Genomic DNA, 17,048 nt, shown 5'->3' with positions numbered 1-17,048 from the left:
AAAAGCCAGTGGCAGACCAGAATATCTGTGTTACTTAAGGCAATTTCAAGCGCAGTAAGGAAAATTTGCGCCAGGGACAGAATTAAAAACTAAAAAAAATATCTTATCCCCAGAACTTTTTGCGATTTAACATTTGTCAAGTCGGGTGGTGAAAGTTTTGTGTCAGTGGGTGACACTTTTCTTACATCCGTTGCTTTTATCTAACTTATTGAATTTATTATTTTTATACAAAAAGCCGCGTTTCGCATCAATTCATGCCCAGGCCGCGTGCTCTCTCGCTTTGCACGCGTTTTCTAACTCTAATGCACAAGGTTATCCACAGGAATAGTGGATAACTGTCGCCAGCCCGTACCCCCTGTGACTCAGCGAAAACCAGGTTTTGCGAAACGGTGCGCAGGTAAAAAAATTTTCCCACCATTTTTTATCGCATTTGCTTGCGACTGCACCATGAAAAATCAGATTCGCCTGTGACTAGCACTAACAGCGTGCAGAAGCAATCAGGCAGACCGGCGGATTAATTGAATTTAGCGATTTTTCTTCATCCTGCTCCGAAAAACAGAGCATAACTCGCTTCTGGCAAGGCTTTTGCAACATATCTCTTACAGAGCAGGCCAAGCCAGGAGATGAAAAGATGTTGAGCTTACGCGCAGTGAATCACTATTACGGCGATCGACATACGCTATGGAATGTCGATCTCGATCTTATCCCTGGAACCTGCACCTGCGTAATGGGGCTGCCGGGAATGGGAAAAACGACCCTGGTCAACTGTATCTCTGGCTATCTGCCGGTAGAGAGCGGGAGCATCATCTGGCATGAGGCAGGCGCAGCCCCACTCAACCTGTTACAGGTGAGGATGGAGGATCGCCCGGCGATGGGCATCGCCTGCGTGCCGCAGGAGAGGCGGATCTTCTCCCAGCTGACGGTGGAAGAGAACTTACAGGTAGCCTGGATGGCTGTCGGCGAGCCAGGCAGCGCCGTGACGCGGGATATCTACGATCTTTTTCCCGAGCTGTACGCCCTGCGCCAGGTTAAGGGCACAGGCCTGTCGGAGGATAACCAGCATCAGCTGGCGCTGGCCAGGGCGCTGGTGACCCATCCCCGCCTGTTGATACTCGATGAGCCCACCCGGGGGCTGGGCCAGGCCTTTATCCATAAGCTGGGCAACCTTCTGGTGCGCCTGAACCAGGACTTTGGCATCACCATCCTGCTGGCGGAGCAGCACCTGTCGTTTATACGCCGCGTCGCCGACCGCTTCTATCTCCTGCATCGGGGACGCAGCGTGGCCCAGGGGAGCGTTATGCAGCTGGATGATCCGCTGCTTTCCCAGTGGATGACGCCGAACCTAAAGCACTGAGATCGAGCCAGCGGCCGGTTTCACTCTCTGGCGAGGCGTTCTCCAGCCACGGGATCTCCCCAAGAAACGGGGCGGGCAGCATACGCTTAAGCGTTGCCAGATACTCCGCGTGACGGTTGCCCGGCGGCACGACGTCGTTAGCAATCCAGCCCGCCAGCCGCAGTCCCGCCTGCTGCACCGCCTGGGCGGTCAGCACCGCATGGTTGATGCAGCCAAGCTTAACGCCCACCACTAAAATCACCGGCAGCTGCTCCTGGGTGGCCCAGTCGGCAAAGGTCAGGGTCTCCGAGAGCGGAGTAAACCAGCCTCCGGCCCCCTCCACCAGTACCCACTCCGCCTGCGTCTCCAGCCTCCGCAGCCCTGCCGAGAGCGTTTCAGATTCGATAGGCTGCCCGAGCGCGGCGCTGACGATGTGTGGCGAGGTCGGCTCGGCAAAGGTATAGGGATTCACAGCCTCGTAGCTCAGGGCCAGCGTACTGTTGAGCTGTAGCGCCAGCGCGTCGCTGTTGCGCAGCCCCTCCGACGTCATCTCGCTGCCGGAGGCGACCGGCTTGTAGCCTGCGATCTGCCATCCGGCTTGCGCGGCGGCCTGCAGCAGCGCACAGCTGGCGACCGTTTTACCGACTTCCGTATCCGTGCCGGTGACAAAATAGCGTTCAGTCACGTTCAATGACTCCCCAAAAAAGTGAATAGGTCAGCAGGCATTTGCCCTGCCTCTGCGGCCACGCCAGCTGCAGGCGCTGAAGCTGGCCGCGGGTCAGAGGCTGGTTGTGCCTGCCAGCGTGCAGGTGCGTCGCGCCGATGCCCTTTAGCGAGCGCATAGCCGAGAGAGCGTCGTCAAAGGCGAGCGTGATATGCTCCACGCCGCAGCGACCTCGCCAGGCGCTAACGGTGTCGGCCAGCGCCTCCTCCGCTAAAAATCGGTTGGCGTGGGAACGGTTGTCCACCGCCTGCCAGGCCTGATTCAGCTCCGGCAGCGATCCGCCCGCCAGGGTGGTGAAGGCCACCGCCCCGCCAGGACGCACGACGCGATGCAGCTCGCCCAGCGCCTGACCTAAATCATTGCACCACTGCACCGCGAGGTTGCTCCAGGCGAGATCGAACCGGGCCTCGGCCAGAGGCAACGCTTCAATATCCGCCGCAATATAGTGCTGGGCGGCCTGCTGGCTCTGGGCCTGCCTGAGCATCGGCAGGGAGAGATCGAGGGCGGTCACCTCCGCGCCGGCGTCGCGCCAGTAGCGACTCATGCTGCCCGGCCCGCAGCCCGCGTCCAGCACGCTAGCCGGGTTGCGTTCGCCCAGCTTCGCCAGCAGCAGATCGGCGCTCTGGCGCTGCAGCTGGGCATGGCTGTCGTAGCTCTGCGCCGCCCGGCCAAAGGCCGCCGCTACTGCGCGCTTATTCACCAGGCTCATGCAGCACCTCCAGCAGACGATCGATATCCTCCGGCTGGTGGGCCGCCGTCAGGGTCAGGCGCAGGCGCGCGGTGCCTGCCGGAACGGTGGGCGGGCGAATGGCCGTCACCCAGCACCCTTGGTGCCGCAGGCGATCTGCCAGGCTCAGCGCCCGGCTGTTATCGCCAACGATCAGCGGCTGGATGGCGCTTTGTGAAGCGGTAATGCGCACCGGGAGCGACTCTGCACCGTGACGAAAACGCTGAACCAGCCCGGCGAGCGCCGCCCGGCGTTGATCGCCCTCCTCTCCCCGGATCACGCCCAGCGCGGCGCTGAGGGCCACGGCCTGAGCGGGAGGCATGGAGGTGCTGTAGATCAGGTGGCGAGCAAACTGTTCGAAGTAGGTGGCAACCGCCTCGCTGCACAGCACTGCCGCGCCGCTGACGCCGAAGCCTTTGCCAAAGGTGACTACCAGCAGCTCGGGCTTTACGCCCTGCTGCTGGCAGCTGCCGCGCCCTTCGCTGCCGGTGACGGCGACGCCGTGGGCATCATCCACCAGCAGCCAGGCCCCGGCGCTGCGTGCCTGCTCAGCGATGGCTGCCAGCGGCGCGCTGTCGCCATCCATGCTAAAAACCCCCTCGGTCACCACCAGCTGCTGGCCGTTGCAGGGTTTCTCCAGCAGCGTGGCGAGCTGGTCAACGTCGTTGTGGGCGAAGCGCCGCAGCTGGGCCGGACTGAGGCTGGCAGCCTCCAGCAGCGAGGCGTGACTGAGCTTATCCGCCACGATGCGATCCTCTTTGCCAGTCAGGGCGGCAATCACCGCCTGGTTGGCGGCAAAGCCGGAGATGAACAGCAGCGCACGAGGGTAGCCCAGCCAGTCGGCCAGCTCGCTCTCCAGCGCATAGTGCGCCCGGGTATAGCCGCTGACGTGCCCGGAGCCGCCGCTGCCTACGCCGTACTGCTCCGCGCCCTGCTGCCATGCGTGAACGATGGCCGGATGCTGGCTTAAGCCGAGATAGTCATTGCTGGAGAAGTTGCAGTAGCGGCTGTCGCCTACCGTCAGCCAGCGCCCCGCACCCTGCTCAACCACCCGGCGCGTACGCAGGGCGTCGGCGGCCCGCCGGGTCGCTAACGCGGCATCGATGCGCTGCTGCCAGCTCATAGCGCCGCCGCGTTGTAGAACTGGTCGGTGTCGGCGTTAAAGATCTGCTGCTCCAGCTGCTGCTGTTGCTCGTTATCCCCGGTCATCACGTCGGTCTGCTGCGGGTTCAGCCCAAGCTTGCGGAACAGCTGGACGTCTTTGTCCTCTTCAGGATTAGGCGTGGTTAACAGCTTGCAGCCGTAGAAGATGGAGTTGGCCCCGGCCATAAAGCACATTGCCTGGGTCTGCTCGTTCATCTGCTCGCGACCGGCAGAGAGACGCACGAAGGAGGTCGGCATCATGATGCGTGCCACCGCAATGGTGCGGATAAAATCGAAAGCGTCAACGTCGTCGTTATCCGCCAGCGGGGTGCCCTTCACCTTCACCAGCATGTTGATTGGCACGCTCTCCGGCGGCGTCGGCAGGTTCGCCAGCTGCAACAGCAGACCCGCGCGATCCTTAACCGTTTCGCCCAGGCCGACGATGCCGCCCGAGCAGACCTTGATCCCCGCATCGCGCACTTTGTCCAGCGTGTCGAGACGCTCCTGATAGGTACGGGTGGTGATGATGTTGCCGTAGAACTCCGGGGAGGTGTCGAGGTTATGGTTGTAGTAGTCCAGACCCGCCGACGCCAGCCGCTGGGCCTGGGTTTCGTCAAGAGTGCCCAGGGTCATGCAGGCTTCGAGGCCCATCGCTTTTACGCCCTGCACCATCTGCTCCAGATAGGGCATATCACGCTCGTGCGGGTTCTTCCACGCCGCCCCCATGCAGAAGCGGGTCGATCCGGCATTTTTAGCCTTGCGGGCCGAGTCCAGCACCTGCTCCACCTCCATCAGGCGCTCCGTCTCAAGTCCAGTTTTGTAGCGCGAGCTTTGCGGGCAGTATTTGCAATCTTCCGGGCAGGCCCCGGTTTTGATCGACAGCAGGGTGCTGACCTGAACCTGGCGCGGGTCAAAGTGCTGGCGATGGATGGTCTGTGCTTCAAACAGCAGATCGAGGAGCGGTTTTTCAAACAGCTCGGTAACTTGCGACATTGTCCAGCGTGCGTGGTGAGCCATGGGGGCTTCTCCAAAAGGTGTATTTAGTTCATGTTTGGGTTATGATCGTAAACCTAAATGTTTTTAATTTGGTTTACAAGTCGATTATGACCCCGGACGATCTCGCCTTTGACCGACGCCATATCTGGCACCCTTACACCTCCATGACCTCCCCGCTGCCGGTTTATCCAGTGGACTCTGCGCGTGGCTGCGAGCTTCAGCTTGCCTCCGGCGAGCAGCTGGTTGACGGCATGTCGTCGTGGTGGGCGGCCATTCACGGCTATAACCACCCTCACCTCAATGCGGCGATGAAAACGCAGATCGATGCGATGTCGCATGTGATGTTTGGCGGCATTACTCATGCTCCGGCGGTCGCGCTCTGCCGCAAGCTGGTGGCGATGACCCCCGAGTCGCTGGAGTGCGTCTTTCTGGCCGACTCTGGATCGGTAGCGGTAGAGGTCTCGATGAAGATGGCTCTGCAATACTGGCAGGCGAAGGGCGAGCCGCGCCGTCGCTTCCTGACCTTCCGCCGGGGTTACCACGGCGATACCTTTGGCGCGATGTCGGCCTGCGATCCGGACAACTCCATGCACAGCCTGTGGGCGGGCTACCTGCCGGATAACCTCTTTGCCCCCGCACCGGAGAGCCGCTTTGACGGCGAGTGGGACGAGCGGGATATCGTGGGCTTCGCCCGCCTGATGGCCGCCCATCGCCATGAGATCGCCGCCGTTATTCTGGAACCGATCGTGCAGGGTGCGGGCGGTATGCGCCTCTACCATCCTGAGGTGCTTAAGCGTATCCGCCGGATGTGCGACCGGGAGGGGATCCTGCTGATCGCCGACGAGATCGCCACCGGCTTTGGCCGCACCGGCAAACTCTTTGCCTGCGAGCATGCGGACATTACACCGGACATCCTCTGCCTGGGCAAAGCCCTGACCGGCGGGACGATGACCCTGTCGGCGACGCTCACCACCCGGGAGGTGGCCGAGACGATCAGCAACGGCGAAGCGGGCTGCTTTATGCATGGCCCAACCTTTATGGGTAACCCACTGGCCTGTGCGGTAGCGAATGCCAGCCTTGAGCTGCTGGAGCGCGGCGAGTGGCAGGTGCAGGTGGCCGCCATTGAGGCGCAGCTGAAGCGCGAGCTGGCGCCGGCCAGGGCCGCAGAGACGGTGGCCGACGTGCGGGTGCTGGGCGCTATCGGCGTAGTCGAAACCCACCAGCCGGTGAATATGGCTGTGCTACAACGCTTCTTTGTCGAGCAGGGCGTCTGGATCCGTCCCTTTGGCCGGCTGATCTACCTGATGCCGCCCTACGTCATCTCGCCTGAACAGCTCAGCACGCTGACGAGCGCGGTGCTGGCGGCGGTGGCCCATCCCGCACATTTTGCGCCCTGAGATCGAACGGACTATCCTAGCCTAAGGGTGATAACTCACAGAGGAGCCATGATGAGACTGATCAGCCAGGATATTCGCGAAGGCGAAAAGCTACACAATCGCCATGTTTTTAACGGCATGGGCTACGAGGGCGACAATATTTCGCCGCATCTGGCGTGGGATGAGGTGCCGCCGGGCTGCAAGAGCTTTGCCGTCACCTGCTACGATCCCGATGCACCCACCGGCTCTGGCTGGTGGCACTGGGTGGTGGTGAATCTGCCAGCCGATACCCGCGTGCTGCCGCAGGGATCCGGCTCGTCGCTGGTTGCCCTGCCGGAGGGGGCATTCGAGACGCGGACAGATTTTGGCAAGGCCGGGTACGGCGGCGCGGCCCCGCCAAAGGGCAAGACCCATCGCTACATCTTTACCGTTCACGCGCTGGACGTCGAGAAGCTGGACGTTGATGAAGACGCCAGCGGGGCGATGGTTGGGTTTAATATCCACGTCCACTCTCTCGATCGCGCATCGATCACCGCCCTTTATAGCTAATCGACACGATATTGAAGCCGATTTACACAATCGGCTTCCCGTTTCGCTCAACTTAGTATAAAAAAGCAGGCTTCATAGCAACTTATTTAACTGTTAAGCCTGGAGTACCTCTTGAACACATTTTCGGTTTCCCGCCTGACGCTGGCCCTGGCTTTTGGCGTGACGCTGACAGCCTGCAGCTCAACGCCGCCGGATCAGCTTCCCTCCACGCAGGCCGCCCCTGGTACCGCGGCGCGCCCGGTGCTGTCCGCTAACGAAGCGCAGAACTTTGTCCCTGCTCGCTACTTCGCTTCGATGGATCAGAATGCGGCTCCGTGGAGCCCGTCGGCTATTCGTCTGCCTGCGCAGCCAAACTTCGTAGTCGGCCCGGCGGGCACGGCTGGCGTGACGCACACTACCCTCCAGGCGGCGGTAGATGCAGCCATCAACAAGCACACCAGCGAGCGCCAGTACATTGCCGTTCTGCCGGGTGAGTATGAAGGGACAGTATTTGTTCCTGCTGCGCCGGGTAGCCTGACCATTTACGGTACGGGCGACAAAGCGGCAGAGGTGAAGATTGGTCTGGCCGTGGACTCCGAAATGGATAGCAACAGCTGGCGTCGTCTGGTTAACCCAGGCGGAAAATATATGCCAGGCAAACCGGCGTGGTATATGTTCGACGCCTGCCAGCGTAAAGGCAGCGCCAGCGTTGGCGTGATGTGCTCGGCAGTCTTCTGGTCGCAGAATAACGGCCTGCAATTGCAGAACCTGACCATCGAGAACAACCTCGGCGACAGCGTTGATGCTGGCAACCATCAGGCCGTGGCCCTGCGCAGCGACGGTGACAAGGTACAGATCAACAACGTCAATATCCTTGGCCGCCAGAATACCTTCTTCGTGACCAACAGCGGCGTGGATAATACCCTGCGTAACGATCGCCAGACTCGTACCCTGGTGACCAACAGCTACGTTGAGGGCGATGTGGATATCGTCGCAGGCCGTGGCGCGGTGGTGTTTGATAACACCGATTTCCGCGTGGTGAACTCCCGCACCCAGCAGGAAGCCTACGTCTTCGCCCCGGCGACGCTCTCTAATATCTATTACGGTTTCCTCGCGACCAACAGCCGCTTTATCGCCTCCGGTGACGGCGTGGCCCAGCTCGGGCGTTCCATGGACGTAGATCAGGCGACCAACGGCCAGGTGGTCATCCGCGACAGCGTGATCAACGAAGGCTTTAATATGGCGAAACCCTGGGGCGATGCCGCCGTCTCCAAACGTCCGTACTCCGGCAACACCGGCGCGGTGGATGACAAAGGCAACGTGACGCGTGAACTGAACGATACCAGCTTCAACCGCATGTGGGAGTTCAACAACCGCGGCGTAGGCAGCCAGGTCGTCGCCGCTCCGAAGCAGTAACCCGCCTTAATGCCCGGCAGCGCGACATCTGCCGGGCCTATTCTGTCCTAACATCTTTTTCCGCATCTCTTTTAGGTATTGCACATCGTGTAACATCGCTCTAGAATATTACACGTCATGTAACAGGGAAAGGATCATGATTAAGTCATTCAAACATAAGGGGTTGAAACATCTTTTTGAAAAAGGAATTGTTTCCGGCATTCCAGCACAAGATGCTGAGAGGATTAATGACCGTCTACAGGCTATTGATATGGCAAAAGAGATCGGCGAACTAAACCGTCAGATCTATAAGCTGCATCCGTTAAAAGGAGAGCGCGAGGGTTACTGGTCAATCACAGTACGGGCAAACTGGCGTATCACTTTTCAATTTATTAACGGGGATGCTTACATTTTGAATTATGAGGATTATCACTAATGAGACAGTTTAAAATTTCCCATCCGGGCGAAATTATCGCCAGAGAGTTAGAGGATATGGGCATTAGTGGTCGCCGCTTTGCACTTAATATCGGCGTAACTCCGGCTACGGTATCGCGTTTTCTTGCCGGTAAAACCGCTATTACCCCCTCGCTGGCAATTCGGATTGCAGCCGCACTGGGCAGTACACCTGAATTCTGGTTGCGCCTGCAAAGCGCTTACGATCTTCGGCAGCTCGAAAATCAGATCGATACATCCAAAATCGTTCTGTATGGCGATAAAAACGAAGACTCGGTAATAACCCCAAACCATTAAGGCAGCATTTCCAAAACGCCACATTTGCTATCGTTTTACCTGTTGGCTATGGTGATAGAGGATATCCCTTCGCAGGCGTGAGGCCAACCATGAGCTCAGCGTTTGAACACGATGTCGTCCGCAACCTAATCTGCCGCCAGGCGCGCTACCCTGATATTGCTACGCCCGAAGACTGGTACAGGGCACTCGCCTTTACCGTCCGGGACCGCATGCTGGCGCGCTGGACCGCCTCCCTGAAAAACTATGCTCATCATCAGGTGAAGGTGGTCTGCTACCTCTCCGCAGAGTTTCTGATTGGCCCCCAGCTTGGCGCTAATCTGCTAAGCCTTGATTTAGAGGGCGAAGCGCGGGACGCCATGCGCACCCTGGGTCAGGATCTCGATACGCTGCTGGAGGTAGAAGAGGAGCCAGGGCTAGGCAACGGCGGGCTTGGCCGTCTGGCGGCCTGCTATCTTGACTCCCTCGCCACGCTGGAGATCCCGGCCATTGGCTACGGTATCCGCTATGAGTTCGGCATTTTCGATCAGGAGATCGTTGACGGCTGGCAGGTGGAGCGTACCGACAAGTGGTTGCGGATGGGGACCCCCTGGGAGATAGCCCGCCCCGACGTCTGCTTCTGCGTTAATTTTGGCGGTTCCACCCAGATGCAGACCGATGAGCGCGGGCGGCTGCGGGTGCAGTGGACCCCGGCGCGGCAGGTAAAAGGCGTGGCCTATGACGTCCCGGTTCAGGGCTACCGGGTCAACACCTGCAACGTGCTGCGGCTCTGGAAGAGCGAGGCGGTTGAGACCTTCGATCTCGACGATTTTAACGCCGGTGATTACTACCAGGCGGTGGAGGAGAAAGTGGTCTCAGAGACCCTATCTAAGATCCTCTATCCCAACGACGAGCCGGAAGCGGGTAAACGCCTGCGCCTCGCCCAACAGTACTTTTTTGTCTCCTGCTCCCTACAGGATATGCTGCGCCTGATGGATGTCAGCCACACGCCGGTTCAGCGCTTTGCCGATCGCTTTGCTGCCCAGCTCAATGATACCCATCCCTCGATTGCCGTTGCAGAGCTGATGCGCCTGCTGGTGGATGAGCGCCTGCTGCCGTGGGAGGACGCCTGGATCATCACCCGGCGCACCTTCGCCTACACCAACCACACCCTGCTGCCCGAGGCGCTGGAGACCTGGGACCTGCCGCTGATGCAGAGCATGCTCCCGCGGCTGGTAGAGATTATCTTTGAGATCAACAAGCGGCTGCTGGAGGATGTCCGGCGTGCCTACCCCGATGACGAGGCGCGGGTGGTGCGCATGTCGCTGATCGATGAGAACGGCAGCAAGCGCGTGCGCATGGCCAATCTCGCCACGGTAGGTAGCCACCGGATCAACGGCGTGGCGGCCCTGCACTCGGATCTGCTCCGGGAGACCATTCTTCGCGACTTCGCTGAGATGTTTCCCGAACGTTTTCTTAACGTCACCAACGGCGTCACGCCCCGGCGTTTTTTAATGATGAGCAACCCAAGCCTGGCCGAGCTGATAGATAAGACTATCGGCCTTGCCTGGCGCACGGATCTCACCCGCCTTGAAGCGTTGACGACTCATGCCGACGACCCAGCGTTCCGCAAAGCCTGGCGCACCATCAAGCGGGAGAACAAAGCGGTGCTGGCGGATCGCATCCAACAGCGGTTAGGGATCGCGGTATCGCCGGATATGCTGTTTGATATTCAGGTTAAGCGCATCCATGAATACAAACGCCAGCACCTTAACGTGCTCTATATCATCAGTCTCTACCGGCGGCTGTGCCGGGATCCGACTGTAAAGATCGCTCCGCGCTGCTTTATCTTTGGCGGCAAGGCCGCACCTGGCTACACAATGGCGAAGCTGATGATCCGCCTGATTACCGGCGTGGCGGAAGTGGTCAATCACGATCCGGCGATTAATCATCGGATTAAGGTCGTGTTCTGGCCCGATTTTAACGTGCAGAATGCCCAGGCGATCTATCCGGCGGCGGATCTCTCCGAGCAGATCTCGCTGGCAGGAAAAGAGGCCTCGGGCACCGGCAACATGAAGTTTATGATGAACGGCGCACTGACCATCGGTACGCTCGACGGGGCCAACGTCGAAATTCGTCAGCAGGCGGGAGAGGAGAACTTTTTCCTCTTCGGCATGAACGCCGGGCAGGTGCAGGCGCTGAAGAGCAAAGAGTATCAGCCTGCAGGCTATGCAGAGGAGAATGTGGATCTGCGCGACGCGCTGGAGCAGATTGACCAGGGTCGCTTCTCGCGCGGCGACAGAGAGATGTTCCGTCCCCTGCTCGACAACCTGCTGTATGACGATCCCTTCCTCGTGCTGGCAGATTTTGCTGACTATGCCGCCTGCCAGCAGCGGGTCAACGACGCCTGGCATGATGAAGAGCAGTGGACGCGGATGTCGATTCTTAACACCGCCCGTTCGGGGATGTTTTCTGCGGATCGGGCGATTAAAGAGTACTGCGAGCAGATCTGGCAGGCGACCCCGGAGGATATCGACCTCACCGATTTTGAAGATTTGTAGGCCGGGCAAGGCGAAGCCGCCGCCCGGCGTTACGGAAATGCTCACCCATTTCCGGATTTTTTATGCCTGCTGTTCAGGCGGCTTTCTATTTTCTGGTTACAGGGCGTAATTTAATGTAAGTAACTTAATAATCATAGCATTAATGCGGCCTGCAGGGCCGTTACCTTTTTTGAATAACATCACCTGTCGGCGTTATTATTACCCTGCTATTTATCCATATAAAAAAAGGGGTTTTACATGACGAAGCAGTATACCAATGCGCTTACTTTTGAGCTGCTGGCTCAACTCAATACGCAATCTCATACGCCTGAGCATGAGGGGCAGAATAATGACCTCTAACCGCTCTATATGGGATGGCATACCCGAAGGACTTGATGGCGACCGTACAACAACAGGTTCTTACGCAATAAGTTCTTTACCGTATTTCAGCACTGAGGGAACAGGCGCACTTCGTCATGGCGATAAAACAACGCCCTGCCCCGCCTGCGGTCAGGTCGGTGAACTTATCGGTAATATTCCATTCGTCATTCTTCATGGGCGATGCGCTGCGGGGAATAATGCTGTGGTTACGTGTGGCTGTCCCCCTGGTTCAAATCGGCTAATATCCCCTGCCGGGCCTGTGGGCAGGAGCAGGCCACAAAGTATCAGGATAGTGAGTCAACCCCAGCCCGTACAGCATACGCAGACAGCTAAAGTCCCTCCTCAGACATCCCCCTCACCACAACCTGTAACGGCACCACCTAAAAAGCTCCATATTCCTGTTGATGCGGGTTACTGTATTCTTCCCTATGGCGCAACGGCGAAAAGCTATGAATCCTGGTTATTCAATGACGAACCCGTATCCGGTACAAAAGCCCTCTATCATTCGCTGAATGGCTCAGGGGAATTTAAAGCAGGTTCACTTCTGTTAATTGTCGATCCTGAAAAACAGGATGATAGGCAGATAGCTCATATGAAAGCCGCCAAAGCACGGGTTGATGCGGCACTGGCACCGCTCAGCCACCAGCAGGCCCTGTTTTTGCACAAAAACCGCGATGCACTGGCAATGGCTGCTGCTGCCCTTGATGCATCGGGAACCGGAAGAGATGCAGCAGGGACTATTGCAGAAGCCGCAAAAGGTTATTTTGAGCGCATAGAGCAATTGCTGATACAAATTCAGACAACCTATCAAAACGCCTACATCACCCAGGGCGCGCTTATCGGGGAGGAGTTTTATGTCCAGCGCCGTCAGTTGCTGGCTCAACTCGACAGCGTGTTAAAAGCATTCATGAATAAACGTTTCATATTTAACCAGTATGAGAGTCTCAAAACATCACTGGGACTGTCCACTCGCGCCATTACGCACCAGTGGAACGAAACCGGTGTGGGTGATATTGAGAACTACGCCACGCATATAGAAAAGGCCGCCAAAATTGTTAAGGCGATGGAAGTATTCGGCAGAGTCGGGATCGGCCTTAATGCCCTTAATGCAGCCGGAAAAATCTATGATGCCTGTACGACCGGACGCGAGTGTAAGAAAACTACGTTTACCTCAGTTGGGGAGTTTGCTGGAGGGTTAGGAGGCGCATCTTTGGCTGGTATAGCGATAGAAAAAGGGGCTGCAACCGCTGTTTGTTCACTGCTTTTAGGTGCTGCAACATTTGAAGCCGCAGGGGCTGGGGCATTAGGTTGCAATCTGATTGTCTCTCTTGTTGGTGGCTTCGCCACTGAGAAATATGGTGAGAAAATGGGCGAATCTGCTGGCGAATTGATAATTGATATTAGATAAAAATAGCGCGGTGGATTACCGCCACCGCGTTCTTTCTAAAAAGCAGTTATTTTCATTTCTTACAAAAAGACTATTTAAATCTTTCCTTGAAAAATGACTGCACTCACTATAACCATGAATATTGAATATATATTCAATGCCTATGTCATACATCACAGCCAATAATACAATGACAATAAAAAAGATAAGCACAGGAAGTTTTTTCTTGGGTTTAATTTTAAAAATAAGTTCATTAACAACAACCGATATTGTTGTTACTCCACCGATTAAGGCTATAAGACCCTCTCCTGATAACATCAGTATGCTTTCTTTCTTATCAATATACCTGACATTCAACAATAAAAAGGAAAGATATAAAACCACAGCAATAACCAGTAACAGCAAAGTAATTCGCATTACTTTTCTCACGCCGTCTCTTAATTTTATATTCACAATACCATTCCCATAAAGAAAAAAGCATTGAGACAATATCCGGATTTCTGTAAAACGTTTTCTCTTTAAGTGCGAATGCCGCAGTTTTGTTAAAATACAGTTTACATCATATTTTTATTTCAAGCCCTCACATAAAAAGTAGATATTTTATGCCGCTGTTACAGAGATTGCCCTGGGTACCCGGCATATTATTGAGACTATGAATTAAACGGGTTAAACCATCGACACCATCATGGCCAGCCCTCTGCACAAGAAGGATAATACAAGGCCGGGCAAGGCGAAGCCGCCGCCCGGCGTTACGGTGCTAACAGATTAGTGCGCGTGCACCACTACCCACATCGGTCCCTGCCCAACGGCATAGCGGCCCTTCTCCTCCAGCAGGCCCTGCTCGCCCTGGATCGCGTACAACGCGATATGGTGCGACTTTTGTCCTGCTGCAATCAGATATTTACCGCTGTGGTCGATATTGAAGCCACGCGGCTGGGTTTCGGTGGGCTGGAAGCCCTCTACGGCCAGCACGCTGCCATCTTCCGAGACGCTAAAGATAGTCACGATGCTGGCGGTACGGTCGCAGGTGTAGAGGTGACGCCCGTCTGGCGTAATATGAATGTCTGCCGCCCAACGGGTATCGGCGAAATCAGCAGGCATCATATCCAGGGTCTGTACGCACTCCACCTGGCCGTGAGCGTTGCTGAGCTGCCATACGTCGACCGAGCCGTTAAGCTCGTTTACGCAGTAGGCGTACTGCTGATTCGGATGGAACGCCATATGGCGCGGGCCAGCACCCTCAACGGTGGTTACTTCAGCCGGGGTCTGCGCGGTAAGCTGGCCGTCATCACCAAGGGTAAAGAGGCAGATACGATCCTGCTTCAGCGCCGGGACCCACAGGGTGGCGTTATCCGGAGAGATATTGGCCGAGTGGCACCCTTCCAGACCCTCTACCAGGGTCGTCACCTCACCCGGCAGGCCGTCATTGAGCGGGGTGACGCTGACGCTGCCTGCGTTGTAGGAGGCAGTAAAGATAAAGCGGCCCTGGCGATCGGTGGAGATATGCGTCGGGCTGCCCGACAGCGGCGCTTCGGCGGTAAAGGTCAGCGCGCCATCTTCCGGTGCGATACGGTAGGCCAGCACGCGAAACTCCGGGCGCACGCCGACGTAGAGAAAACGCTTGTCTGGGCTCACCACCATCGGCTGCACCTGGCCCGGCACGTCAACGACCTGCACCAGGGTCAGCGTACCTTCGTCGTTCAGACGCCAGACGTGGATCTGCTGGCTCTCGGGGCTGGCGGTATAAACGGTTTGCTGCATAAGTTCTCCTTGATCGCAAAAGCAGTGAGATAGATAACCACGATAGTCTTTTTTAGCGGCGAATGCTCTATTTAGGCCCGACGTTTTGCCGGGCCATCATGGCGGTGTACCATGGGTAACGAGTTGAATTTCATTCTTTACCTGGAACACGACATGACCTCGCGAGTTATTGCACTGGATTTAGACGGCACGCTGCTGACCCCCACAAAGACCCTGCTCCCCTCTTCGCTGCAAGCGCTCGCGCGTGCCCGGGAAGCCGGCTTTACTCCGATCATTGTGACCGGCCGACACCATGTTGCCATTCATCCTTTTTATCAGGCACTGGCGCTCGATACACCTGCAATTTGCTGTAACGGCACCTATTCGTATGATTATCAGGCAAAAAAGGTCATGGAGGCCGATCCGCTTCCCGTTGCCCAGGCGCTGCAACTTATTGATATGCTCAATGAGCATCAGGTTAACGCCCTGATGTACGTGGATAATGAGATGGTATACGAGACGCCTACCGGACACGTGCTGCGCACCCGTAACTGGGCGCAGTCCCTGCCGCCGGAGCAGCGCCCGGTCTTTACTCAAGTCGATTCGCTGGCACAGACCGCTCGCGAGGTGAACGCCATCTGGAAGTTTGCCCTTACCGATGAGGACAGCGCCAAACTCAACGCCTTTGCCCTTGAGGTAGAGCAGCAGCTTGGTCTGGAGTGCGAGCGCTCCTGGCACGATCAGGTCGATATTGCCCGCCAGGGCAACAGCAAAGGCAGGCGTCTGGCCCAGTGGGTGGCCTCCCAGGGGCTGTCGATGCAAGACGTGGTGGCCTTTGGCGATAACTTCAATGATATTAGTATGCTACAGGCGGCAGGCATCGGCGTCGCGATGGGTAACGCGGCGGATGAGGTGAAGGCCCACGCCGACGTGGTGATTGGCGACAATACCACCGATACCATCGCCGAGTTTATCTACACCCGCCTGCTGTAATCAGGTGGTAATCGAGACGCTCTTGATCTGGGCGTAGAGCCACAGGCCAGGCTTGATGCCCAGCTCATCCCTGGCCCACGGGCTGATCCGTGCCCAGAGCGTGCGGCTGCCCACCTCAAGCTGAACCTCGACCTGACCCTGGTCATCATAGCACTGGGCCACCTTCGCCCGCAGGATATTGCGGATGCTGCTATGAACCGGAGGCTGCAATACCAGCGAGACATCCGAGGCCTGAATACGGATGCGCAGCGCGGTCTGTAGCGGGCTGTCAATTTTATTCACCCACAGATGCTGATCGCCGAGTGCCAGCGCGGTCATGGCATAGTGCGGATGGTGCTCCAGCACGCTTACCTTCAGCACGCTGCTCTGCTGCTCCGGCGGCAGCCACGGGTTCATTACCCGGCTGCCCCAGATCTCCTCCAGATTGCCAAAGGCCTTTACCTCTCCGGCCTCCAGCACCATCACCTTGTCGGCAAGATGCAGGATCTCATCCAGCGAGTGGCTGACGTAGAGCATTGGGATATTGATCTCCCGTGCCAGCCGTTGCAGGTAAGGCAGCAGCTCACGCTTGCGGGGGATATCCAGCGAGGCCAGCGGCTCGTCGAGCAGCAGCAGCTCAGGGGCAGTGAGCAGCGCCCGGCCAATCGCCACCCGCTGTTTCTCACCGCCGGAGAGGCTTCCCGGCAGCCTGTCGAGCAGCGGCTCGATGCCCAGCAGGGCCACCAGCCGGTCGAATTGTCCGGCCATGCTTTTCGCCATGCCGTAGCGCAGGTTGCCGCGCACTTTGTAGTGGGGAAAGAGGCGTGCATCCTGGAAAACGTAGCCAATCCGCCGCTTCTCCGGCGGCAGGCAGATGTTTTTTTCGGTATCGTTCAGCACCCGCTCGTTGAGCACGATGCGCCCCTGCTGCGGGCGCGTCAGGCCGCCGACGGCGTTAATCAGCGAGGTTTTCCCCGCTCCGGAGACGCCAAAGATGGCGGTGATGCCGCTGGCGGGCAAATTCGCCTCGACGCGTAGTCGGTGCGTGCCCAGCGTCTGGGTAAAATCGAGTTCCAGCAT

16 protein-coding genes are annotated in these 17,048 nt (G+C 57.6%); 9 read left to right on the top strand and 7 right to left on the bottom strand.

Going from position 1 to position 17,048, the window contains the following annotated elements; genetic code table 11:
• The first annotated feature begins 631 nt into the window (after positions 1-631).
• Entirely contained in the window at positions 632-1,354 is a 723-nt protein-coding gene (locus RTM13_RS03530) for an ATP-binding cassette domain-containing protein (protein WP_312210185.1), read from the top strand.
• Here the strand turns inward: RTM13_RS03530 and bioD are convergent.
• Genes bioD through bioB form a run of 4 tightly spaced genes read right to left on the bottom strand, consistent with a single transcriptional unit; the run spans position 1,296 to position 4,944 of the window.
• On the bottom strand, positions 1,296-2,018 hold the full coding sequence (bioD, locus tag RTM13_RS03525) for a dethiobiotin synthase (RefSeq protein ID WP_312210183.1): 723 nt from the start codon (positions 2,016-2,018) through the stop codon (positions 1,296-1,298). The genes RTM13_RS03530 and bioD overlap by 59 nt on opposite strands.
• The gene (gene bioC, locus RTM13_RS03520) at positions 2,011-2,766 is read right to left on the bottom strand and encodes a malonyl-ACP O-methyltransferase BioC (protein ID WP_312210181.1); all 756 of its coding nucleotides are present in this window, start codon (positions 2,764-2,766) and stop codon (positions 2,011-2,013) included. Before bioC ends, bioD begins: the two co-directional genes overlap by 8 nt.
• Positions 2,750-3,907 (bottom strand): 8-amino-7-oxononanoate synthase, encoded by a 1,158-nt coding sequence (bioF, locus tag RTM13_RS03515; protein ID WP_312210179.1) that lies wholly within the window; start codon positions 3,905-3,907, stop codon positions 2,750-2,752. The genes bioC and bioF overlap by 17 nt, the downstream gene beginning before the upstream one ends.
• Positions 3,904-4,944: a biotin synthase BioB gene (gene bioB, locus RTM13_RS03510; protein ID WP_312210178.1), complete on the bottom strand. Its 1,041-nt coding sequence runs from the start codon at positions 4,942-4,944 to the stop codon at positions 3,904-3,906. Before bioB ends, bioF begins: the two co-directional genes overlap by 4 nt.
• Before the next feature lie 86 nt (positions 4,945-5,030).
• Between bioB and bioA the strand changes: the two genes are divergently transcribed.
• From bioA to RTM13_RS03475, 7 genes are all read left to right on the top strand, one after another.
• Positions 5,031-6,320: an adenosylmethionine--8-amino-7-oxononanoate transaminase gene (gene bioA, locus RTM13_RS03505; protein WP_409456027.1), complete on the top strand. Its 1,290-nt coding sequence runs from the start codon at positions 5,031-5,033 to the stop codon at positions 6,318-6,320.
• A gap of 51 nt (positions 6,321-6,371) precedes the next feature.
• Entirely contained in the window at positions 6,372-6,848 is a 477-nt protein-coding gene (locus RTM13_RS03500) for a kinase inhibitor (RefSeq protein ID WP_312211000.1), read from the top strand.
• Between the two features lie 111 nt (positions 6,849-6,959).
• Positions 6,960-8,243, top strand: a complete 1,284-nt coding sequence (locus RTM13_RS03495; RefSeq protein ID WP_312210176.1) for a putative acyl-CoA thioester hydrolase — start codon at positions 6,960-6,962, stop codon at positions 8,241-8,243.
• Between the two features lie 136 nt (positions 8,244-8,379).
• The gene (locus RTM13_RS03490; RefSeq protein WP_312210175.1) at positions 8,380-8,658 is read left to right on the top strand and encodes a type II toxin-antitoxin system RelE/ParE family toxin; all 279 of its coding nucleotides are present in this window, start codon (positions 8,380-8,382) and stop codon (positions 8,656-8,658) included.
• The gene (locus tag RTM13_RS03485; RefSeq protein ID WP_312210173.1) at positions 8,658-8,972 is read left to right on the top strand and encodes a HigA family addiction module antitoxin; all 315 of its coding nucleotides are present in this window, start codon (positions 8,658-8,660) and stop codon (positions 8,970-8,972) included. Before RTM13_RS03490 ends, RTM13_RS03485 begins: the two co-directional genes overlap by 1 nt.
• An 89-nt stretch (positions 8,973-9,061) precedes the next feature.
• Positions 9,062-11,509, top strand: coding sequence for a glycogen/starch/alpha-glucan phosphorylase (locus RTM13_RS03480; RefSeq protein WP_312210172.1), 2,448 nt, complete (start codon positions 9,062-9,064; stop codon positions 11,507-11,509).
• 652 nt (positions 11,510-12,161) lie between these two features.
• Complete coding sequence (locus tag RTM13_RS03475; protein ID WP_312210171.1) at positions 12,162-13,277, top strand: PAAR domain-containing protein; 1,116 nt, start codon at positions 12,162-12,164, stop codon at positions 13,275-13,277.
• Positions 13,278-13,292: 15 nt separating this feature from the next.
• Here RTM13_RS03475 and RTM13_RS03470 read toward each other — a convergent pair whose 3' ends face one another.
• Complete coding sequence (locus RTM13_RS03470; RefSeq protein ID WP_312210170.1) at positions 13,293-13,709, bottom strand: hypothetical protein; 417 nt, start codon at positions 13,707-13,709, stop codon at positions 13,293-13,295.
• A gap of 312 nt (positions 13,710-14,021) precedes the next feature.
• Positions 14,022-15,017 (bottom strand): 6-phosphogluconolactonase, encoded by a 996-nt coding sequence (gene pgl / locus RTM13_RS03465; protein WP_312210168.1) that lies wholly within the window; start codon positions 15,015-15,017, stop codon positions 14,022-14,024.
• A gap of 153 nt (positions 15,018-15,170) precedes the next feature.
• Between pgl and RTM13_RS03460 the strand changes: the two genes are divergently transcribed.
• Positions 15,171-15,989 (top strand): pyridoxal phosphatase, encoded by an 819-nt coding sequence (locus RTM13_RS03460; RefSeq protein ID WP_312210167.1) that lies wholly within the window; start codon positions 15,171-15,173, stop codon positions 15,987-15,989.
• Here the strand turns inward: RTM13_RS03460 and modC are convergent, their stop codons facing one another.
• Entirely contained in the window at positions 15,990-17,048 is a 1,059-nt protein-coding gene (gene modC / locus RTM13_RS03455) for a molybdenum ABC transporter ATP-binding protein ModC (protein ID WP_312210165.1), read from the bottom strand.

Origin of the sequence: Pseudescherichia sp., assembly GCF_031979925.1 — a bacterium.
Taxonomy (GTDB): domain Bacteria; phylum Pseudomonadota; class Gammaproteobacteria; order Enterobacterales; family Enterobacteriaceae; genus Pseudescherichia.
Note: the sequence above shows the minus strand (reverse complement) of the source record. Positions and strands in the feature narration are given on the sequence as shown.